The organism is Myxococcus faecalis (genome assembly GCF_050039385.1).
Taxonomy (GTDB): Bacteria; Myxococcota; Myxococcia; order Myxococcales; family Myxococcaceae; genus Myxococcus; species Myxococcus fulvus.
The window spans coordinates 3,674,410-3,695,353 of sequence record NZ_CP144336.1; the positions used below are offsets into that span (position 1 = coordinate 3,674,410).

Consider the following 20,944-nt stretch of genomic DNA (forward strand, 5'->3'; position numbering starts at 1 on the left):
CCGTCCATGGCATGCCGGATGCTCCACCGCGCCGCGTCTGGATGGATTGAACGAACCCGAGGTCCCTCGCATGAGCGCCGTCTCGCGATTGCTGTCATCCGCGCTGTGTCTGTGTCTGCTCGCCGCCTGCGAGCCCCTGTCCCCCCAGGAAGCCTCCCCCCAGCTCGCCGCCCAGGACTTCCGCGCCGACGGCGACGACTCCCACTCCCAGGGGACCCAGCTCCACGGCACGAGCATCGGCTCGTTCTTCTACGACCCCGCCACCGTCCTCTTCGAGAACGTCCGCCGCCCCGCGCTGCTGCGAGTCTTCCGCGGAGAGCTCGCGGCGAAGATGCCGCTCGCCGTCTCGGGCACCACCGCCAGCCTCAGCCCCTGCTTCCTGCGCGCCGAGTCGGGAGCGGCGCGCACCTGCGGCTTCACCGTGAAGGGCCAGGGCGTGTGCACTCCGGACACCGTCGTCACGCTCGACAGCGGCGAGTGCGCGGGCACCACCGGGAGCTGCACCGGTCGCCCCGTCCTGCGCGTCTGCGCGGGGGAGAAGCCCTGTGAGCACGCGCGCCAGGGCTACCTCGGCTCGTCCGAGGGCATCGTGAAGCCCGACCCCAGCTGTCCCCTCGAATGTCCCTCGGTGCGCTTCACCTGTCCCAAGAGCGGCATCTTCACCGTGCTCGCGGGGCCCTACCTCCCGGGGCAGCCCTGGAGCGCCTCGCCGAGGGCCAGCGGCGGCCGCTTCCCCGCGGAGCACAAGGAGCTGCGCGGCAAGCAGCTCATCGGCACGCAGCTGCGCAGCCTCTCGACGGCGCACTACAACTCCACGATTGAAGTCGTGGACGCCGTCAACGCCAACCAGGTCACCATCCCCGAGTCCCCCGGCATCTGGGACGCCACCGGCGCCACCTTCCTCTACCGCGTGCAGGTGACGCCCCCGTCCGGAACCACCGTCGACCTGTGCACGACGGGCGCGAATCCCGCCGTGGGCTGGGCCTGGGCCGTGCCCCTGGAGGGCTACTTCAACGCGAGCGGCGCGCGCCAGGAGACCCCCAACAGCTTCACCCTCGGCTGCGACCCGGGCGTGCTCGCCAAGTGCTACCGCTGGGGCTACAAGCCCTGGCTCGACGGCGCCTCGCCGGGCGCGGTGACGAAGGCCCACTGGGCCTGCACCCGCATGGCCCGCGCGGACTACTGCGGCAACGGCACGCCCTTCACCCAGGACGGCACCCCCATCCAGCCATGGGACGCCCTGACGCCCAACATCATCACCGCGCCAGAGGCGGGCGGCAGCTCCGACATGAGGTTCGAGGCGGGGTGGGACACGAGCGGCCCCGCGTGCCTGAGCCACTGGCGCTGGAAGCACCTGCAGGCCGGGTGCGTGGAGCTGCAGCCCCCCATCGAGGACTCCGAGGGCAACGTCATCAACGACTGCCGCGACCCCAACAACGTCACGGGCGCGTACAAGTGCTCGCCCATCTGCGACAACGCGCAGGAGGCGGCCCAGCGCTACCAGAGCGTCGTCTTCAACAACTCCCAATCCAACGAATCGCTGGCCCCGCCCCAGCCGTGAGCTAGCCTCCCGTCCCCACGAGGAGGAGATGATGACGGGAGCCATCTTTCTGGCCGCGATGCTGTCGGTGGGGAGCGCGGGCATGCGGTGGGAGACCCAGCCGAGCCTCACCTCCGTGAGGCTGCGCGGCGTCAGCGCCGTCGACGCCCGCGTGGCCTGGGCCAGCGGAGACCAGGGCACCTTCGTGCGCACCACGGATGGAGGCCAGACGTGGAGGCCGGGCAAGGTGCCGGGCGCGGAGGCGCTGGACTTCCGGGACGTGGACGCCTTCAGCGCCACCACCGCGTACCTGCTCTCCATCGGCGAGGGCGACAAGTCCCGCATCTACAAGACGGAGGACGGCGGCGAGACGTGGCGGCTGCAGTTCACCAACACCACGCCCGGCGCCTTCTTCGACGGCATGGCCTTCTGGGACGAGCGCCACGGCGTGGCCTTCAGCGACCCGGTCCAGGGCCGCTTCCTCGTCATCGCCACCTCCGACGGCGGCGCCACCTGGACACCCCTTCCCGCCGAGGCCCTCCCTCCCGCGCTGCCGGGCGAGGCGGGCTTCGCGGCCAGCGGCACCAGCATCACCGTGCGAGCCCCCCGGCAGGCGTGGTTCGGCCTGGGCGGCAAGGCGGCCCGCGTGGTGCGCACCACCGACGGCGGCAAGACCTGGAGCGTGGCGACCACGCCCCTGGCCACGGGCGACGGCGGCGGCATCTTCTCGCTGCTCTTCTGGAGCGAGCACGAGGGCATCGCCGTGGGCGGCAACCACCAGCGCCCCACGGACGCCACCGGCAACCTGGCCCTCACGAAGGACGGAGGCAGGACGTGGACGGTGCCCCCGGGAACACGGCCCGCGGGCTATCGCTCGTGCGTCGCGCAGGTGCACGGCGCGCCGGGCCCCACGCTCGTCACCGTGGGCCCGTCCGGCTCGGAGCTGTCCGTGGACGGCGCGCGCACGTGGATGCCCCTGGGCACCACCGGCTTCCACGCCGTCTCCACCTCGCGCTCGGGCAACCGCGTCTGGGCCGTGGGGGAGGCGGGCCTCATCGCCACGCTCCAACGCGCGCGGCCGTCCCGGGCTAACCCACCAGCCGCGCCCAGTCGCCCTCGGCGCTGAACAGCCGGGCGCCCAGCCGGTCCACCAGGTCCGCGTGGGCCACCGCCGCGGCGCCGCCCACCCAGACGGGGATGCCCGGGGGCAGCTCGCGCAGGACCTGGGTGAGCGTGGCCTCGAACACGGCCTCGCCGGGGTTGTTCACCGCCGACAGCCCCACCACGTCCGGACGCAGCCGCGTCACCGCGCGGCCCAGGTCCACGGCGGGCACGCGCTGGCCCAGCAGCGTCACCCGGTGGCCCGCGTGGCGCAGGCGCAGGGCCACGGCGAGCAGGCCCAACTCGTGCTCCTCCTCCGGGAGGCACGCGAGCAGCGCGTGCTTGCGCCCCCCCTGCGGCGCCGCATGCAGCAGGCTCACCAGCCGCGCGCGCACCACCTGCGTCACCAGGTGCTCCTGCGCCACCGTCAGCGTGCCCCGGTGCCAGCGCTCGCCCACCTCGCGCTGGAGGGGGGCCAGCACGCCCTCGAAGGCCTTGAGGGGGGGCAGCGCGGACAGCACCTCGTCCACCACCGCGGACACGCCGCCCTGGTCATACGCCTCGGCCGCCAGCAGGGCCGCGTCACGCCAGAAGTCCAGCCCCGAGCCCGAGGTCAGCGGGTCCTCCCCGGAGGCCACGCTCGCCGCGTCCAGCTCGGCGAGCAGTTGCGGCAGCATCTTCGCCGCCTCGCTGATGGCCACGCCCTCGTCGGTGAGCTTCTTCAGGCGCTTGAGCAGCGCCACGTCCCGCTCCGTGTAGACGCGGTAGCCGGCGGGCGTGCGCAGCGGCTGGAGCACGCCGTAGCGCCGCTCCCAGGCGCGGATGAGCTCCACCCGAACCCCGGACAGCTCGGCCGCGACGTGGATTCGGTAGGTGCGCTCGGCCATGGGGGCGGACGGTTCAGGGGCGATTCTGCGCGGTCCGCACCTGGTTCCAGAGGGCTATCAACTCCTGCGACGACTCGGCGAACTGCGCCCCGAGCGTGAAGACGGTCTTCAGGTGCTCGCGCGCGCCGGGCCCTCCTACCACGACCGACGAGAGGGCGCAGGCCTGCAGCGCCTCGGACAGCACCGTGAGGAACTCCTCCGGCGACCGCCCGTGGACGAAGGACAGCGCCACCAGGTCCGGCCGCACCTGCTCGCACGCCACGCGCAGGGCCTCGGCGGGGGTGTCCGCGCCCAGGAACGTGGTGCGCCAGCCCTTGCGCTTGAGCTGCACGGCCAGGCCCAACAGCCCCCCCTCGTGCGAGTCCCCCCGGGGACACGCCAGCAGCACCCGGGGCCCGCCGGCCGTGGTCTCCAGGCTGGAGAGCACCTGGCGCAGCCGCTGGCGGAGGTAGCCCGAGGCCAGGTGCTCTCGCGCCACGTCCACCCGCGTGGCCATCTCGCGCAACAGCGGCATGAGGAAGCCGTCGCAGTACGTGTCCACGTCCATGGAGCGCTGGGCCTCGTCCAGCACGCGCGACAGCTCGTCCTCGTCCAGCAGCATCGCGGCGCTCCAGAAGCGCTCCTGCAGCCGCTCCGCGCCGGGCATCGTCTTGAGCGGCGAGGACACCACCTGGGCGATGGCCTCGCTCACCGCCAGACCGTCCAGCTGGATGAGGCGGACGACGCGGCGGACGGCCTCCACCTCCTCGCGCGAGTACACGCGGTAGTTGTTGCCCTCGCTGCGAAGCGGCCGGGGGAAGCCGTAGCGGCGCTCCCACGCGCGCAGCGTCGCCTCGCGGACGCCCGTCAGGCGGGAGATGGTGCGGATGCGCAACATCATGCTTGGACTCCCCGGGCCGCGTCCCACCGCTCGGCCACGCCCCGCGCGCCGGACACCTTGCGCGTGAAGCCCTCCAGGCTCGTCGTCGTCATGAGCCGCTTCACCACCGTCTCCAGGCCTGTCTGGAAGACGGACAGCGGTCCGGGTGGATGCGGCGTGCCCACCTCCAACAACACGTCCGGCAGCTCGTGCTCGAAGAAGGCGTAGCGCACGCCGATGGGCACGCACTCCACCTTCGCCACCCGGGCCAGCATCTCCACGCCGCGCTCCAGCCGCAGGGGCAGCTCGCCGAAGGGACGGTGCTCGCCTTCGGGAAAGACATACAGCGCCGCGCGCGGGCGGCGCAGCAGCTCCTTGGCGTAGCGCAGCGACTCGATGGAGGACATCGCGTCCTTGCGGCGGATGCTGAAGGCGCCGATGCGCGCGAGGAAGCGGTAGCGCCGCAGGTTCTCCTCGTCCATGAGGCAGTACGCGTCCCACCCCGCCACGCGCGACAGCTGGTGCAGCATGAAGCCGTCCCACCAGTTGGTGTGGTTCAGGTACACCAGCCGCCCCGGCCCGGACGCCGGCAGCTCGCCGCGCACCCACAGCCCCCGGAACGCCGAGCGGAACTTCCACCCGATGTACCGGTCGAGCGCCCACCCGAAGGGGCCTCCCTTGGCCGCGGGAATCACGGCGAGCGCGCCTCCTTCTTCCAGACGAGCTCCGCCAGCCCCGTGAACAGGGCCAGCCCCAGCGACACCAGGACGCTGGTGATGACGAAGAAGAGCACCTCTTCCAGCGGGACGAGGCCCAGGTAGATGCCCAGGTGCTTGCCCTCGCCGAAGTTCCAGATGCCGGTGGAGATGGCCAGGTGGTCGGCCACCGCCAGGTACAGGCCCAGGATGAAGGCCGGCGGCAGCACCGCGCGCAGCACCGCGCCCGAGCGCTCCTTGTAGTGGCGCACGAGCACCACCAGCTGGAACGCGATGAGGGGCAGCGTCCACGCGAGCAGGTGGATGAGGTAGGCCCAGCGAGACTCCATCATGGCGACACCTCGCTCGGGGACAGCGCGCGCTCGGACGGCGCCGCGGCGGGGGCCTTCGTCTCGGCGGACGGAGCCTCCAGCGCGCGGGCCAGGCGGGCGCGGGCCCACAGGCCCACCAGCAGCGTCTGGAGGCCGAAGAAGAGGTACTCCTCCAGGGGCAGGTAGCCCAGCTTGATGCCCCAGATGCGCTCGGCGTCGAAGCCCCACAGGCCCCACTTCACGGCCAGGTTGTCCCACGGGGACGTGGCCGCGTAGACGACGATGAGGAGCATCCCCATGGGCGCCAGCGACCTGGCGGAGAAGGTCCGCCGGTAGCGCCAGAGTTGGATGAGGATGGGCAGTACGACGAACAGCCCGAGGAAACGTGCGTAGGTCATCCGGGTCCTCCCGTCAGCTCTGGCGACACGCGGACCATGCGGCCACCGCGCAAGAGGGTGTACGTCCGTCCGCGCCACGTCACCGTCCCCTGCCGGCCCAGTGAAACGGCGAAGGCCGCCAGGAGCAAGACTTCTCCCAGCAGCCAGTCCGTCCAGGCGCGGCCGCGTCCTGGGACGGGCCCCTGGGGCGCTCCGAGCACCCCGAGCCGGTGTGCCAGCGCCGCGCGCACGGCGACCAGCAGCGCCACGGCGGCGGACAACGCGGGCGAGCCCAGCAACGCCGCGCACAGCACCAGCGGCACGGTGGGCGTGAAGAGCAGCGGCACGGTGGGGTACAGGCCGGGCCGGTGGCTCGCGAGCACGCGCATCCATCGCGTGAAGCGGGACAGGGGGATGTCCCACGAGCCCACCTCGCCCAGCGGCACCACGGCGGGAGCGGCGCTCAGCGCCACGTCGAGCCCGCGCGCGTGCAGGCGCTTGGACAACTCCAGGTCCTCGCCGATGTGGTCGGCCAGGGACTCGAGCGAGGCCCGGGCCTCGGCGGACAGGCCCAGGGCCTTGCCGCACACGGCCGGGGCGCCGGCGCTCATCGCGTGCAGCGCGAGGAAGCTGTGGTGCGTGTAGCGCAGCAGGCCCGCCATCGCGCGGCCCGCGCCGTCGCGCGCGTCCACGGGCGTGGGGGCGGCGGTGCTCAGCGCGGCGCCGGCGAGCAGCGGAGCCACCAGTCCCTCCACCAGCTCGCCCGTCACCGCGACATCCGCGTCCACGGCGAGCACCACGCGCCCCTCGATGGGGAGGACCGAGAGCGCGTAGAGGAGGTGGCCCACCTTGCGGTTCGGGGTGAGCGGGTCGCTCGGCAGCCAGCGCACGTCCGGGCCGAGGCGCGGACGGTAGGGCGAGACGACCACCTGCTCCAGCTCACCCGCGAAGTCGATGGGGAGCGCGAGATTCTCCAGCTCGCGCGGAGTCGGCGCGTCGACGGGACGAAGCAGGAGCACGCGGGCCGTCGAGGGGGCTCGCGCCGCGCGACCTGTCCGCATGCGCAGGAGCCGCACGAGCGTCACCGCGCTGAAGCCCGTGGCGAGCACCGTCCACCCCAGGACCAGGAGCACCGGCACACTCATGCCGCCCTCCCGGAGCACGCGTGGCGCGTGGGCGTCATCGCGCTGAAGGCCGAGGCGAGCCTCATCCACCCCATCGGCACACTCATGCCGCCCTCCCCAGGCGCGTGCGGAAGTGGGCCATCCACCGGATGAAGGGCGAGTGGAACCGGCGGAAGTCCGCCACCTCGCCCATGCAGTCCAGCGCGCCCTTGCGAGCCTCCAGCCGCGCGTAGAAGGGCGAGGACTCCAACAGCCGCGCCTGCCCCACCACCGTGTTGCCCGACTCCAGGCGCGAGGGCACGCGAAGGCCCCAGCCGGTGATGACCGTGGGCCGGGCTTGAGGCTCCTCGCCACGCTCGCAGCGCACACCGCTGGAACAGGCCGTCATCCGCAGCGGGGCCACGCCATCCGGCAGGTGGTAGTCCACCACCGTCGTGTCCTCGCGGTGCGTGCGCGCCCAGTGCCAGCCGGCGAGCCGCGCGCCCAGCAACTCCTCACCGTGATTCGTGTCGTGGTACCCCAGCCCCTCCGCCGTCACGCCGAGCGAGGACACCTCCAGCTTCGCCTTGGCGCGCGGCGCCAGGGCCTGCCAGTAGTGCGGCAGCTCGGGCATCAACCGCACCACCTCGCCCATGGGCGTCAGCGGCTCCAACGTGAGGCGCGCGCTGACGGGCCGTCCCCACGGCGCCGTCCAGTCGTCCACCTCCATCCGCACCGCGCCGTCCTCGCCGTACGTCAGCGTCGAGCGGCCGATGCGCAGCCGCCCCGGCGACTCCATCTGCGCGTGCGGATACTCGCTGAGCACCCACAGACGACGCACGCCCTCGTGGTACAGCGCGAAGTTCACCGCGCTGTACTCCATGGGTCGTCCGCCTCGACGCGCCGCCACCGAGTACCGGGGCGAGAAGAGCGAGCCCAGCATGAAGATGCACACCGCGCTGAACGGACCCGCCGTCACGTCCGCGTAGAACCAGCGATAGGCCCCCGCCTCGCCGGGCAGCGCCGGAATGTCTCGCAAGGTGTTCATCATCCGCCCCTCCGCAGATGCGCGGAGGCCATCTCCGCGGCGAAGCGGCCGGACAGCATCACCAGGGGCACCCCACCGCCCGGGTGTGTGCCGCCGCCCGCGAAGAACAGGCCCGGCGTGTTGCCCCGGATGCGAGGACGCCGGAAGGGCCCCAGCTTGCCGTGGGGCAGGAAGCCGTAGATGGAGCCCCCTGGAGCGCCCTGCGCCGCCAGGTCCACCGGCGAGCGCTGGCCGATGACTCGCACCCGCCCCCGGAGCTCCGGGTGGTGCGCGAACAGCTTCTCGAACATCTGCGCCTTCACCCGCTCGCCGTGCTGCTCCCACTCGCGCGCGCTGGCCTCCAGCGCCCCGGGGCCTCCTGACAGCGGCGGCGCGTTCACCATGACGAACAGGCCCGTGCGGCCCACGGGGGCCATCGTGGGGTCCGTCGCGGACGGGTTGCAGAAGTACACCGTCGGGTCCGACGCGAGCTGCCCGCTGAACAGCTCCCTGAACTCGCGCGGGTAGTCGCTGCCGAAGAGCACCGCGTGGTGCGGCAGCGGGAGTCGTCCCTCCACGTCCAGCAGCAGCACGAAGCCGGAGAGCGCCAGCGCCTCGCCCTCGCGCCGCAGCGACTCCAGCGGGTCCGCGTTCACCACCACGCCGTCGAACAGCGCGCCGTCCTTCTCCGGGCCCACGCGGTAGCCCTCGTGCGTGCGCTCGAAGCGGGCCCGCGTCCGCAGGTGCACCGTGACGCCCAGCCTGCGCACCGCGCGTCCCAGCGCGTCCACGAGCGCGCCCACGCCGCCGCGCGCATGGTGGACACCGTAGGCGTGCTCGATGTGAGGAATCAGCGCGAAGGCCGCGCTCGCCTCGTACGGCGACGCGCCCGCGTAGGTGGCGAAGCGCCCCACGTACTGTTGCAGGTGCTCGGTGCGCAGGTGCTTCACCGCCAGGGCGTGCAGCGACGACAGCTGCATGCCCGCGAGCACCGCGCCGATGCCCCGCTTCGCCACGCGGCCCATGAAGCCGGCCATGCCCTCGAAGGGCGCCTCCAGGTAGGGCTCACCCGCGGCGGCCCAGATGGCGGCGGCCTCCGCGTAGAAGCCGCGGATGCCTCGACGCTCCGAGGGCTTCACGTCCCCCGCGCTGTCCGCGGTGCGCTCCACGTCCTTGTACGCGGTGAACGAGCACCCATCCGAGAAGCGATAGGAGCACTGGGGCTCCAGCTCCGTGAGCTGGGGCAGCAGGTCCATCGCGCCCAGCTGCTCGAAGGTGCCACGCACCAGGTCCGGCAGCGTCAACAGCGTGGGCCCGGTGTCCAGCGTCACGCCGTCCACGGTGACCGCCTGCGCCTTGCCGCCCAGTGACGCGCTGCCCTCGAACAGCGTCACCGCGTGGCCCTCCTTCGCCAGGAGCCCCGCGGCGGTGAGCCCGCCGATGCCTCCGCCGATGACGGCGACCCGGGAGGCCCTCATGACCGAGCCTCCGGGCACTCGCGAACGCGCGCGGTCTCCGCGGCGTCACCACCCTGCATCGCGCGCAGGCCATGCCCCCCTCGCCGCGGCTCCAAACGTCCGCGAGCACGTACGTCCCCCAGGGCATCATCGCCCCGCTTCGCGTGGAAGCCGGGGCACCCCCGCCTCCGAACACACGCATCAGCCATGGTGTCGGCCCCCCGCCTCGCTCGGCAGCAACGGCACGCGCGCCTCGCCGAGGGGCGCGGGCAGCACACTCATGGGACGCAGGAACGTCGCGGCGGCCAGTGACAGCTTGCGGCCCGTCGGCACGAAGGCGCGCGAGCTGAACACGTCGTAGTCGCGCACCTCAATCTCCCGGAGGATGTCGCCATAGATGGCGCCCATCAGCCGCACCATGCGCTGACTGCCGAACCCGGTGAGCGAGGGCACCCCCTGCGCCGCGCGCGCGTAGTACACGCGGGCCCGCGCCACCTGGAAGCGCATGAAGTCCCGCCACCTCGCGTCCACCTTCCCGCGGTGCAGGTCCTCCTCGGACAGCCCGAAGTGCGCCAGCTCCCGCGCGGGCAGGTACACGCGGCCGCGCTCCAGGTCCTCGCGCACGTCGCGCAGGATGTTGGTGAGCTGCATGCCCCGGCCCAGGTCCGCCGCCGGCTGCAGCGCCGACACGTCCGAGCACCCGAGCACCGGCGTCAACATCAACCCCACCACGCCCGCCACGCGGTAGCAGTAGAGGTCCAGCTCCTCCCACGTCTCGTAGCGGTTCTTCGTCAGGTCCATCTCCATGCCGGAGATGAGGTCCTGGAACGGCTGCTCCGGAATCCGGTAGAGCCGCACCGTGTGCGCCAGCGCCGCGAACTCCCCCGCGTCCCACGGCGAGCGCGCCGCCACACCCGCCACCCGGTCATTCGGGGGCCCCAGCTCGCGCGAGGCCAGCTCCGGCATGGGCACGTACAGCTCCGCCACCATGCGTCGGGCCCGGTCCAACCGCACCGCGAGCTCCTCGCCGTCGGGCCCCGCCTCATCCACCAGGTCATCCAGCCGCCGGCAGAACGCATACAGCGCGAACGCCGCCTTCCGGCGCTGACCGAACAACAGATACGAGGCGAAGAAGAAGCTCTTGGCGTGATGCCGCGTCACCCGCCGGGCCAGCCAGTATCCCCGACGCACCAGCGCCTTCTCGTCGGTCGTGCTCATGCCGCCACCTCCGCCGCCACCGACTTCGCCGGGTCCGCGCGCGGGGACAACTTCACCCCGCGGTCACGAGCCCACGACATCAGCCGCTCGGTGACGAGCCGCGCGGAGATGAGCACCGTGGGCAGCCCCGTGCCCGGCTGCGTGGACGCACCGACGAAGAAGAGGTTCTTCACCCGCGCGTCCTGGTTGGACGGCCGGAACGGACCAATCTGCAGGAAGTTCTGCGCCAGTCCGAACGCGCTGCCCTTGGCCAGGTTGAACGTGCCCGCCCAGTCGTCGGGAGTGAAGACACGCTCCACCTCGATGTCCGACTCCAGGTCCGGATGGCCCAGCTCGGCCAGGCGCGCGAACACCTTGGCGCGCACCTTGGGGCCCTCCACCTTCCAGTCGAGCGACGGGTGCTGGTGCGGCACGGGCACCAGGACATAGAGCGAGTCCTTGCCCTCGGGCGCGAGCGACGAATCCGTGCGCGTGGGCGCGTTGACGTAGAAGCTCGGGTCGTCCGGCACGCGGAAGCGCTGGAAGATGTCGTCGAACGAGCCCTTGTAGTCGTGGCCGAAGACCACGTTGTGGTGCCCCAGCTCCGGGTACTTCCGGCGCATCCCCAGGTAGAGCATGTAGCCACTGGACGTGTAGCGCAGCGACTCGCGGCGCTTGAGCGTGGTGGCCTCCGGGTCCAGCAGCTTCTCGTACGCGTAGGGCAGGTCCGCGTTGCACAGCACCGCGTCCGCCTCCAGCACCTCGCCACCCTCCAGCCTCACGCCGGTGGTGCGGCCGCCCTCCGTGAGGATGCGCTCCACGGGGGTGCCGTAGTGGAAGCGCACGCCCTCCTCGAGCGCCAGCTTCTCCAGCGCCTGCGGAATCGCATACAGGCCCCCCTTGGGGAACCAGATGCCCACGCCCAGCTCGGTGAAGGGCAGCAGTCCATACACCGCGGGCGACTCGAAGGGAGACACGCCCAGGTACATGGTCTGGAAGGTCATCGCCGCGCGCAGCCGGTCGTCCTTGAAGTAGCGGCTGACGTCCGGGTACATGCGCCGATGCGCGCGCACCTGGAGGATGCGGGCGAGCACGCGCGGGGACAGGTAGTCGGTGATGCCCTCGTAGTTGCGGCCCACCAGGTGGTCCAGGCTCGTGCGGTACTGGACACGCCCCTGGGCGAGGAAGGCGAGGTAGCGCGCGTAGCTGCCCGGCTCCACCCGCTCCAGCTCGCGCCCCATGGCGCACAGCTCGGAGGTGAAGGTGACGTCCGAGCCGTCGCGGAAGTGCACCCGGTAGTTGGGCTCGCACTTGAGCAGCGTCAGGTAGTCCTCGATTCGGCGGCCGAGCGCGCGGAAGGTCTCCTCGAACACCTCCGGCATCAGCACGATGGTGGGACCGATGTCCCAGGTGAACCCCTCCACCCGCAGCCGGTTGCAGCGACCTCCCGGCCCCACCGTCTTCTCGACGACGCGCACGTCGAAGCCCTGGTGCGCCAGCCGCGCCGCCGCGGCCAGACCTCCGACTCCGGCGCCCACCACCACCACGCGTCTGCCCTGGATTCGCGAGCTCATGAGGTCCTCAGGCGATGCGATGGGCCAGCCGCGCGATGAGCGCGTCCAACAGGTCCCGGGCCCCGTTGGGGTTGGGCAGCGAGTGCAAGGCGCGCCGGGCCGCGTGGGAGCCGCGCGTCACCAACCGCTCGCACGCCTCACGGCCGCCGTATTCCTCCACCAGCGTCCGGGCACTCGACAGGGCGCGCGCGTCCTTGAGCGACTCGGGCAGCGACCAGAGCAGCTCCAACTCCTCGCGGGCCCTCGGCGGGGCGCGCACGTAGGCCGCCAGCACCGGGAAGGTGCGCTTGCCCTGCATGAAGTCGCCGTCCGCCGCCTTGCCCGCGACGCTCGAGTCACCGAAGAGCCCGATGAGGTCGTCCTTCAGCTGGTAGGCCAGGCCCACCTGACGGCCCACGCGCTCGAGCCCCGCCACCAGCTCGGGGCTGGCGCCGCCCAGCATGGCGCCGCAGACGAGCGGCGCGCAGAAGCCGTAGCGCGCCGTCTTGAGGTAGGCCACGCGCAGCGTCTGGAACAGCGACACCTGCGACAGCGGCGCGCCGCCCAGCGCCAGGTCCAGGTACTGGCCCGCCGCCGTGTGACGGCACACCGACAGGTAGTAGCGCACCACCCTCGCCACGCCCGGCAGGCCCGACTCCAGCATGGCCTCCAGCGAGCGCGCGAAGAGGTGGTCGCCCACCACCACCGCCAGGTCCTCGCCGCCGCGCCCCGGCGCCAGGAGGTGGTGCAGCGCCGCGCCGCCCCGCCGCAGGTGCGCCCGGTCCGCCACGTCATCATGGATGAGCAGGAAGGTGTGCAGCAGCTCCAGCCCCGCCGCGAAGCGCCACAGCTCGCCCGGCACCACCGGCGTGCCCTTCGCCAGACAGTGCCCCGCCATCACCAGCGCCGGCCGCACCCGCTTGGCCGGCCTGAGGGCGTACGTGCGCGCCTGCGCCATGGCCCACGTCCAGCGCGCGTCCAGGCGGGCCTCGTCCGGCAGGTCGAACAGCTCGCCCAACGACGTCTCCACCTGTGCCTGCACGAGCTTCAGCCAGGCCTGCTCCAGGGGAAGCTCGCCCGACATCGGCTGTACAGCGGGACGGGGAAGGGCCATCGGTTGATCCTCCGGATTCAGGCGGCTGCTGCTGAGAGGTAACGTTTGCGTCCAGGCCTTGTCAAGGCTATGTCCATGGTTTGTATCAACCTTGTCCACCAGGGGTCACCTCATGAAGACGTGGATCACCGGCACACTGGCGGCCGCCCTGCTTTCCCAGGGAGCCCTCGCGTCCAACCTTCCGGACGGTCCGCAGGACGCGACGTTACGAACCTCGAGCGGAGAAGAGGTGCGTCTCTCTCGCTGGCGTGGAAAACCGGTAATTCTCTTCTATGAGGACAAGGACTCCACGAAGCTCAACGCGGGGCTGAAGGAGGAGCTCTTCGCGCGGGGCAAGGAGCGCAACCTGTTGGGGGCGGCCACGGTGGTGGCGGTGGCCAACCTCATGAAGTTCGACTTCTTTCCCGCTCGGCAGATTGCCCTCTCCTACGTCCGGGACGAGGAGAAGAAGGTGGGCGTGCCCATCCTGGTGGACCTGAAAGGAGCCATGGGCGAGGCGCCGTGGACGCTGCCGCTGAAGACCTCCAACGTGCTGCTGCTGGATGCACAGGGAGTGTTGGTCTACCGACACTCGGGGAAGATGAAGCCGGAGGAGCAGACGGCCTTCTTCGAGTCGCTCAGCAAGCTGGTGGGGGTGGACCTGACGACGCCGGTGGCCGCGCCGGCCGCCCCGGGAGCCACCCCATGAAGGTGGCGGTGACGGGGGCCACGGGGTTCCTGGGCCCGGGACTTGTCCAGGGTTTGTTGAGTCATGGCCATCAGGTCCAGGTGCTCACGCGGGACGTGGCCCGGGCGCTGGAGCGGCTGCCCGCGGGGGTGACGGGGGCGGTGTTCGACGGGCGGACGGCGATGGCGCCCGAGGCGCTCGCGGGCGTGGACGCGGTGGTGCACCTGGCGGGCGAGCCGGTGGCGCAGCGGTGGACGAAGGACGCGAAGCAGCGCATCCACGACAGCCGGGTGCAGGGCACGCGGGTGCTGGTGGACGCGATGAAGGCCGCGGGCACGGTGAAGCGCTTCGTGTCCACGTCGGCCATCGGCTACTACGGCGGCGCTCGCGAGGCGCAGGCCCTGACGGAGGACAGCGCCCCCGGCGACGACTTCCTCGCGCGGGTGTGCGTGGCGTGGGAGGCCCAGGCGCTCCGGGCGCGCGAGGAGGCGGGGATTCCCACGGCGGTGGTGCGCATGGGCATGGTGCTGCATCCGGACGGCGGCGCGCTGCACAAGATGCTGCCGCCGTTCCGCTTGGGCGCCGGAGGGCCGGTGGGCAGCGGCAAGCAGTACGTGAGCTGGATTCACCTGGACGACGCGCGAGCGCTCCTCCAGTTCGCGCTGGCGCACCCGGAGCTGGAGGGGCCGGTGAATGCCACCGCGCCGGAGCCGGTGACGAACACGGCCTTCGCTCACGCGCTGGGCCACGCGCTGGGGCGCCCCAGCGTGATGCATGTCCCGGCCTTCATGGTGAAGGCGGCGCTGGGGGAGATGTCCAAGGTGGTGCTCGAGGGCCAGCGGGTGTTGCCCGCGCGAGCCCAGGCGGCGGGCTTCGCGTTCGGCTTCCCGGAGCTGGAAGGCGCGCTGAAGCAGCTGCTCGGCTGAGCGACGAAGCCCGGGCGCGCGCGTGGGTGACTCGGGCTAGAAACAGCGGCGGGAACTGCCTAGGAGCGACGCGGGATGGATGCCAGGGAGCTGGAAGCGCGAGCGCGAGCGGAAGGGACACCCGTCATCATCGGCGACACCGTCACCTTCGTGTGGCGCGGGCGCGGGCCCGTCTTCGTCCAGGGGGACTTCCAGGACTGGAAGGGCGAGCCGCTGCCGCTGGAGCGCGCGGGCCCTGGCCTCTGGACGCGCTCGCTGGCGCTGCCCCGGGACGCCTATGTGGAGTACGCGCTATTCGACGCGAAGGGCCGTCGGGTGCGGGACGACTTCAACGCGCGCGTCTGTGACAACGGCTTCGGTGAGAGCAACCACGCCTTCTACATGCCCGACGGCGGGCCCGCCCTCCCCTCGCGCAGGCCCCGAGGTCTTCCCCGAGGCCGCGTCACCCGGCACCGCGTGGACATGTCCGACACGGGCCTGACGGGCCAGCGCACCGTGCACCTGTATGCCCCGCCGACGAAGGGGCCCGTGCCGCTGGTGGTGGTGCTCGACGGCGAGGAGTACCTGCGCCGCGTGCGGCTGCCGGAGCTGGTGGACACGCTCATCGCCGATGGCCGCATGAGCCCCGTCGCCCTCGCGCTCGTCTCCCACGGCGGCCCCATGCGCGACGTGGAGTACACGTGCAGCGAGTACACGGTGGGCCTGTTGGTGTGGAAGGTGCTGCCCCTGGCCCGCGAGCACCTGTCCCTGGTGGACGAGCGCCACCACCCGGGCGCCCATGGGGTGCTGGGCTCGTCCCTGGGCGGACTGATGTCGCTCTTCATCGGCCTGCGCGCGCCGGAGACCTTCGGGCGGGTGCTGTCCCAGTCGGGCGCCTTCGTGGTGGAAAACCACGAGTTCGTCGTCTTCGACCTGGCGCGGCAGGTGCCCCGCCGCCCGCTGGAGGTGTGGATGAGCTGCGGCCGGTTCGAGGGGCTGCTGGAGGGAAACCAGCGCATCACCCCCCTGCTGAGGGCCAGCGGCCACCGGGTGGAGGACCGGGAGTACAGCGGAGGTCACAACTACACGGCCTGGCGGGATGACTTGGTGCGTGGGCTGGAGTGCCTGTTCCCTCCCACCCCCGCCGCCAAACGCCGGTAGTTGCTGAACGAATTGGATTGTCTACCGGTGGTCATTCGACTCGCGCACAGTCGACGGAGGATCCACCTTCGGGCTGGACGCAACTGGCGCCGGGGGCGTCCGATAACTTCCCTGAGACTTCCCGGAGCCATGTCAGCACCGGCTCGCAGTCTTCCTGGAGCGCACGCATGTCGCGCATTGATGGTGGAAACCGTTCGTCGTCGCCGAAGAGCTCCGTGCCGGAGCGCTCCAGCACGGAGCGGGCGGATTCCGCCGCCAACAAGGGCGCGCAGCAGAACCCCGGAAAGAAGGACGCCCAGGCAACTCGCGCGGTGAGTCCGTTCCAGGGGCGCAGCGACTTCGAGCCGGACCGCCGTCCGACGCCTCGCGCCACGCCGGCGGTGGCGCTGGGGGGTGGCCCGCTGACGCCCGCCTCCTCCGAGGCCTCGGCCATCGCCGGTGCGGACGCGGAGCTGGAGCTGCTCTCGGAGTTCTCCGACGCGGACGCGCAGGGCGGCATGGCCTCCGCGATGCTGCACGCGCACGCGGACGAGCCCGCCTCGCAGGCCCGCATCGTCGAGCGGCTGAAGCAGGATGGCCGGCTGGAGTCGCTCTTCGGCGAGGTGTTCCGCGAGGGCAACCCGTACGTCGAGCAGCCGCACCGGGCCGCCGTCGTCCGCGCGCTCGACACCGCGATGGCGCGGGGCACGGTGACGAGCGACGACCTGCGCTCGTTCACCCGCGGCGCCTACGCGCAGGAGTGGCGGCAGATCGGCTCCGAGCTGTCCGCTCCGGACGCGAAGCCGTAGTCCCACGGGCGAGGGGTCATCGCCCCTCCGAGCCACGACGGTGGCGATGAGCGCACGCCTTGCTCGGCGCGCGAGGCCCCGGCGGACCACGCCGTTCCTCGACAATCAGCGCTGGGCTCGGACGAAGTGCCCTGCCCGACTCAGGCTCCGAGCCGTCCGACGAGCGCGCCGCGAACCGCGTTGGACACCGCGCGCGCCTGCTTCGTGAGCTCCTCGGGCAGCCAGTAATAGAGCAGCCTGCCGCCCGTCTCGACCTGGGCGCGGACGAAGCGCATGCCCTGGGCCTGCGCGTGCTCCTGGCTCGCGGGCAGGCACTGCTTGCACAGGCACGGCAGGGCCGAGCCCTCCTGGTGCGCGGTGAGATTGAGGGGGCCTGCGCCCGCGCTGGAGAGGAGCAGCTCCACGTCTCCGGCGGTGAGCGTGCGCGGCGTCTGGAGCGACATGCCCAGCGCGCCCTTCGCGGCCTGGATTCCCTTGCCGGACTCGAAGCGCAGCTTGGGGATGGCGGTGGTGACGTCGGTGATGGGCACGCGGTTCTTGCGGCCCACCCAGCCGTCGTCATCCAGGGACAGCCCTTCGAGCACGGCGACGAGCCACAGGGCCTCGTCCGGGGGCCGCACGGTGACGAGGAAGAGGCGACCGCCATTCTCGAGCGGCGCCAGGTGCTTGCTCTGACTGCGATAGCGGTCCGTGGGCAGCACCTTGCCGGGAGACAGACCGACGGCCTCCTTCTCGAAAATCGCCTTGCTGATGATGGCCAGCATGTCGGGCATGTCCGCAGTGTACCAGGGCGCATAGAGTCCGCGGGCGATGCTCGACTGGGACCTGGCCACCGTGCGGTTGCTCGACGAGGACGTCACGGTGCGGCGCGAGGCGGCGGGCACCGTCGACGGCTCGCGGCTCGACGGGCGCTACGCGCTGAGGCAGGCGCTGCTCACGGACGAGGACGCGCAGGTGCGCGCCATCGCCGCGCGGCGACTGGGGGACGCGCGGGACGGACGCTTCGCGCCCGCGCTCCTGGAGTCACTCGGAGACGCAATGCCGATGGTGCGGGACAGGGCGTGGCGCGCGCTCGCGCGGCTGGGGGCGAAGGACCTGCTCGCGTCCGCGACACGGGCCGTGCGGCAGGAGCCCGTGTGGTGGGTGCGGCGGGCCGCGGTGCGCGCCTCGGCCTCCGTCGCTGGGGCGGACGCCATGGAGGTGTTGCTGACGGCGCTGGAGGACCCGTTCTGGCGCGTGCGCCACGCGTCGGTGCAGGCCCTGGCGTGGCTGGGCGCGGGGGACGAAGCCCTGCGGCAAGAGGTCCGGCAGGCCGCGACGAGACACACCCAAGGCCCCGTGCGCGCGGCGGTGGCGTGGCTGGAGTCCGAGTGGAACACCGGTGCTCGGGACGGCGTCCCGCTCCCAGCGCCGCTCGCGGCTCCCGCGGTGGCGCCCGGAGCCGAGCCTCTCTCCAGCGAGGACCCGGCGGTGACCACCGCACGGCTGGAGGCACGCTCCGCCGAGTCCGTCTCCGCGCGTGAGCTGGTGGAGTGGCTGGGAGATCCACACGAGCCGCTGCGTGCACTCGCGCGTCGGCGACTGCGGGAGCGCAAGGACGTCGAGGCCATCCGTCTCGCGATGCGCTGGCTGGACGAGCCGCGTGTCCCGCATGCGCGCGATGAGGCGCAGGCGCTGCTCGACCGGCCACCCGTGGATGAGGTCGCGCTCGCGAAGCGGGTCCTCGAGTCCCTTCCGAAGCCCAGGCCCGGCGCGTTGGCGTGGGCCGGGCGCATCGCGGTGAAGCACGGTCTCCAGGACTCCGTGTCCCAGCTCCGTGCCTGGATGGCGCATCCGGACGCCGCGTACCGCCGCGCGGCGCTCGGTGCGCTCGTGCATGCTCCGACGCATCGTCGCGACGTGTTGAATGCACTCGGCGACGGGGACGAGACGGTGCGCGAGGAGGTCATCGCGGCGTGGGAGCAACGGCCCAAGGCCCGCGCCGCGTTCGACGACTTCGTCGAGGCGCTGATGGCCTTCGCGCCCAAGGCACGGACGGCGAGAGAGCGCAGGGCTGTCACCTCCGCCGCGGCACATCAGCAGGACCTCGACGTGCTCCGACAGTTCGCATGGGACGAGGACTCCGCGACGAGCGCGACGGCCCTGGCCGCATTGTCCGCGCTGGGTGGACTCAGCGACGCGGAGCGACAGCAAGCCCGTGCCCACGAAGACCCGTGGCTGCGAGCCGCCGTGCTGGACGTGGACGACGCCGCACACGTCTGTCTCCACGACGCGGACGCCACCGTGCGACGCCAGGCGCTGGAGTGGGTGCTCACACACGCACGCGAGTTCGCTGACGAAGGCCCCGCAACCGAGATGCTCGCACGCGGCGACTCACCTGGCGCTGGGATGCGCACCCGCGCCACGGGCCATCCCTCGTCCGAGGACAACGACGCCCCAGCGCCCCAGTCAACCGAAGAGTTCGCACGCAACGGTTCGCGTGCGCCAGGGAAGAGAGCCCACTCCAGGGAGCCGCTCTCCACCGAGAGCGATGAGGCCCTTGCGCCAGAGGCGCTCACACGCAGCGGTCCGCCTGCTCCAGCGATGCGCACTCACCCCGCTGCGAGAAATGAGACTTCAGCGCCCGAGGCGCTCACACGCAGCGGTCCGCCTGCTCCAGCGATGCGCACTCACCCCGCTGAGAGCGATGAGACTTCAGCGCCCAAGGCGCTCACACGCAGTGGCCCGCCTGGCGCGTGGATGCAATCCCGCCACGCCGAGCGGCTCTCGCATGAGAGCGCTGAAGCCCCCGCTCTCGATACCGTCGTGGCCCTCGCCTGCTGCGGCTCTCCGGACCCGTGGATACGTGCCCGCGCCGCGGAGCACCTCTCGCCCGAGGGCGGAGACACGGAGCTGCGCGCGCTCCTGCGCCTGTCACGCGACACCGAACTCATGGTCCGCACGGCGGCGGCCTCGCCCCTGGAGTCCTGTGAGACGCTCGATGCCCGCCTCGACGCGCTCCTCCGCCAGCCCGCCACCGACGACACCGTGGACCTGCGCATCGCCGCATGGACGTGGCGTCTGCGCCGCGCGGATGACGACGCCTTCGCCCGACTCCGTGAGTCGCTCGGCGGCACCACCGAGTCCCCTCGCGTCGCCCCCCACCTGCGAGCCCTCGCGCTCACCTTCCCCGAGCCTCTCTTCGCCGACGAACCCGAGCTGGCACGTCAGCGTCCCACCACCTCCTCGCGACCCCGGGAGCGCCCCGCGCCCCGCCCTTTCATCCCACGCGCCAGCGCACGTCCTCTCGGCCGCACGGGCCTGACGGTCTCTCCCCTCGTCCTCTCCGGCGCGCACCTCACCACGCGCGAGCCCTTCTTCGAGGCCCGCGACGCCGGCATCGACACGTTCTTCTGGGAGCCCCGCTACGCCGCGCTGACGCAGTTCCTCCGCGGAGGCCGGAACACGCGCGAGCAGTCCGTCATCATCGCGGGCACCTACCACTCGGGCGCCGCCGCCATCCGTCGTGACGTGGAGTCCGCGCTGCGCCGTCTGCGCACCACCTGGCTCGATGTCTTCCTGCTCTTCTGGGTCCGCGCACCCGAGCGCCTCTCCGACGAGAACCACGCCGTGCTGGAGCAGCTCCGCGCGGAGGGCAAGCTGCGCGCCTTCGGCTTCTCCACGCACCTGAGAGACCTCGCGCGAGACGCCCTCGACCGACGCGACTGGCCCGTGGTGATGACCCGCCACAGCGCCGCGCACCCGGGCGCAGAGGCCGCCTTCCTCCCCGAGGCCCGACGTCGTGGCACCGGTATCCTCACCTTCACCACCACCTGCTACGGCCGGCTGCTCAAGCCCGTCCCCGGCGGGCCCCAGGACACGCCCCTCCCGACCGCGGTGGACTGCTACCGCTACTCCCTCTCCCAGCCGGGCGTCAGCGCGAGCCTCACCGCGCCGCGCAACCGACGCGAGCTGCTCCACAACCTCGACGTGCTGTCCCGCCCGGACATGGAACCCGACGCGCTGGAGGCCATGCGCGCCCATGGTGAGCGCGTGCGCGCCCAGGGACGACTCCTCGATTCCCTGGTGCGCCGGGCTCCCGGAGGCCCTCGCGAAGCGCTGCTCGCCCTGATGGACGAAGAAGGCCCGGCCGAGCTGGACGACCTTCCTTCATCGTGAAGGATGTGGTCAGCTTCGCTCCG

19 protein-coding genes are annotated in these 20,944 nt (G+C 72.0%); 7 read left to right on the forward strand and 12 right to left on the reverse strand.

What is annotated here, in order from left to right:
• Window positions 1–70: 70 nt before the first annotated feature.
• Together VZQ01_RS14460 and VZQ01_RS14465 are read left to right on the forward strand one after the other, a co-directional pair.
• Window positions 71–1,561, forward strand: a complete 1,491-nt coding sequence (locus VZQ01_RS14460) for an ADYC domain-containing protein (RefSeq protein WP_426748119.1) — start codon at window positions 71–73, stop codon at window positions 1,559–1,561.
• A gap of 31 nt (window positions 1,562–1,592) precedes the next feature.
• The gene (locus VZQ01_RS14465; protein WP_426748120.1) at window positions 1,593–2,666 is read left to right on the forward strand and encodes a WD40/YVTN/BNR-like repeat-containing protein; all 1,074 of its coding nucleotides are present in this window, start codon (window positions 1,593–1,595) and stop codon (window positions 2,664–2,666) included.
• Here VZQ01_RS14465 and VZQ01_RS14470 read toward each other — a convergent pair.
• The 11 genes from VZQ01_RS14470 to VZQ01_RS14520 all read right to left on the reverse strand — a co-directional run bounded on the left by VZQ01_RS14470 (window position 2,629) and on the right by VZQ01_RS14520 (window position 13,242).
• Window positions 2,629–3,528, reverse strand: a complete 900-nt coding sequence (locus VZQ01_RS14470) for a MerR family transcriptional regulator (protein ID WP_223783583.1) — start codon at window positions 3,526–3,528, stop codon at window positions 2,629–2,631. The two genes, VZQ01_RS14465 and VZQ01_RS14470, sit on opposite strands and share 38 nt — an antisense overlap.
• A 13-nt stretch (window positions 3,529–3,541) precedes the next feature.
• Window positions 3,542–4,408 (reverse strand): MerR family transcriptional regulator, encoded by an 867-nt coding sequence (locus VZQ01_RS14475; protein WP_223745973.1) that lies wholly within the window; start codon window positions 4,406–4,408, stop codon window positions 3,542–3,544.
• Entirely contained in the window at window positions 4,405–5,082 is a 678-nt protein-coding gene (locus tag VZQ01_RS14480) for a lysophospholipid acyltransferase family protein (protein WP_141330941.1), read from the reverse strand. Before VZQ01_RS14480 ends, VZQ01_RS14475 begins: the two co-directional genes overlap by 4 nt.
• On the reverse strand, window positions 5,079–5,435 hold the full coding sequence (locus tag VZQ01_RS14485) for a lycopene cyclase domain-containing protein (protein ID WP_046711043.1): 357 nt from the start codon (window positions 5,433–5,435) through the stop codon (window positions 5,079–5,081). Before VZQ01_RS14485 ends, VZQ01_RS14480 begins: the two co-directional genes overlap by 4 nt.
• Entirely contained in the window at window positions 5,432–5,812 is a 381-nt protein-coding gene (locus tag VZQ01_RS14490) for a lycopene cyclase domain-containing protein (RefSeq protein ID WP_223745971.1), read from the reverse strand. Before VZQ01_RS14490 ends, VZQ01_RS14485 begins: the two co-directional genes overlap by 4 nt.
• Window positions 5,809–6,936: a glycosyltransferase family 2 protein gene (locus VZQ01_RS14495; RefSeq protein WP_426748121.1), complete on the reverse strand. Its 1,128-nt coding sequence runs from the start codon at window positions 6,934–6,936 to the stop codon at window positions 5,809–5,811. The genes VZQ01_RS14490 and VZQ01_RS14495 overlap by 4 nt, the downstream gene beginning before the upstream one ends.
• A gap of 82 nt (window positions 6,937–7,018) precedes the next feature.
• A complete protein-coding gene (locus tag VZQ01_RS14500) occupies window positions 7,019–7,942 on the reverse strand; it encodes a carotenoid 1,2-hydratase family protein (RefSeq protein ID WP_141330961.1) in 924 nt (307 codons plus the stop codon).
• Window positions 7,942–9,399 (reverse strand): phytoene desaturase family protein, encoded by a 1,458-nt coding sequence (locus tag VZQ01_RS14505; protein WP_426748122.1) that lies wholly within the window; start codon window positions 9,397–9,399, stop codon window positions 7,942–7,944. Before VZQ01_RS14505 ends, VZQ01_RS14500 begins: the two co-directional genes overlap by 1 nt.
• Before the next feature lie 180 nt (window positions 9,400–9,579).
• On the reverse strand, window positions 9,580–10,596 hold the full coding sequence (locus VZQ01_RS14510; RefSeq protein ID WP_141330951.1) for a phytoene/squalene synthase family protein: 1,017 nt from the start codon (window positions 10,594–10,596) through the stop codon (window positions 9,580–9,582).
• Window positions 10,593–12,149, reverse strand: a complete 1,557-nt coding sequence (locus VZQ01_RS14515; RefSeq protein WP_223745969.1) for a phytoene desaturase family protein — start codon at window positions 12,147–12,149, stop codon at window positions 10,593–10,595. Before VZQ01_RS14515 ends, VZQ01_RS14510 begins: the two co-directional genes overlap by 4 nt.
• Before the next feature lie 7 nt (window positions 12,150–12,156).
• The gene (locus VZQ01_RS14520) at window positions 12,157–13,242 is read right to left on the reverse strand and encodes a polyprenyl synthetase family protein (protein ID WP_426748124.1); all 1,086 of its coding nucleotides are present in this window, start codon (window positions 13,240–13,242) and stop codon (window positions 12,157–12,159) included.
• 112 nt (window positions 13,243–13,354) lie between these two features.
• Between VZQ01_RS14520 and VZQ01_RS14525 the strand changes: the two genes are divergently transcribed.
• The 4 genes from VZQ01_RS14525 (at window position 13,355) to VZQ01_RS14540 (ending at window position 16,763) form a co-directional block, all read left to right on the forward strand.
• On the forward strand, window positions 13,355–13,930 hold the full coding sequence (locus VZQ01_RS14525) for a peroxiredoxin family protein (protein WP_141330957.1): 576 nt from the start codon (window positions 13,355–13,357) through the stop codon (window positions 13,928–13,930).
• Window positions 13,927–14,835 (forward strand): TIGR01777 family oxidoreductase, encoded by a 909-nt coding sequence (locus tag VZQ01_RS14530; RefSeq protein ID WP_426748125.1) that lies wholly within the window; start codon window positions 13,927–13,929, stop codon window positions 14,833–14,835. The genes VZQ01_RS14525 and VZQ01_RS14530 overlap by 4 nt, the downstream gene beginning before the upstream one ends.
• Window positions 14,836–14,910: 75 nt before the next feature.
• Entirely contained in the window at window positions 14,911–15,975 is a 1,065-nt protein-coding gene (locus VZQ01_RS14535) for an alpha/beta hydrolase-fold protein (protein ID WP_426748126.1), read from the forward strand.
• A gap of 167 nt (window positions 15,976–16,142) precedes the next feature.
• A complete protein-coding gene (locus tag VZQ01_RS14540) occupies window positions 16,143–16,763 on the forward strand; it encodes a hypothetical protein (protein WP_223745966.1) in 621 nt (206 codons plus the stop codon).
• Window positions 16,764–16,903: 140 nt separating this feature from the next.
• On the opposite strand, the gene VZQ01_RS14545 is transcribed toward VZQ01_RS14540, so the two are convergent.
• Window positions 16,904–17,536 (reverse strand): hypothetical protein, encoded by a 633-nt coding sequence (locus VZQ01_RS14545; RefSeq protein ID WP_223783586.1) that lies wholly within the window; start codon window positions 17,534–17,536, stop codon window positions 16,904–16,906.
• A gap of 37 nt (window positions 17,537–17,573) precedes the next feature.
• Here VZQ01_RS14545 and VZQ01_RS14550 point away from each other — a divergent pair, with 37 nt between their 5' ends.
• Window positions 17,574–20,921 (forward strand): HEAT repeat domain-containing protein, encoded by a 3,348-nt coding sequence (locus VZQ01_RS14550; protein WP_426748127.1) that lies wholly within the window; start codon window positions 17,574–17,576, stop codon window positions 20,919–20,921.
• The last annotated feature ends 23 nt before the right edge of the window (window positions 20,922–20,944 follow it).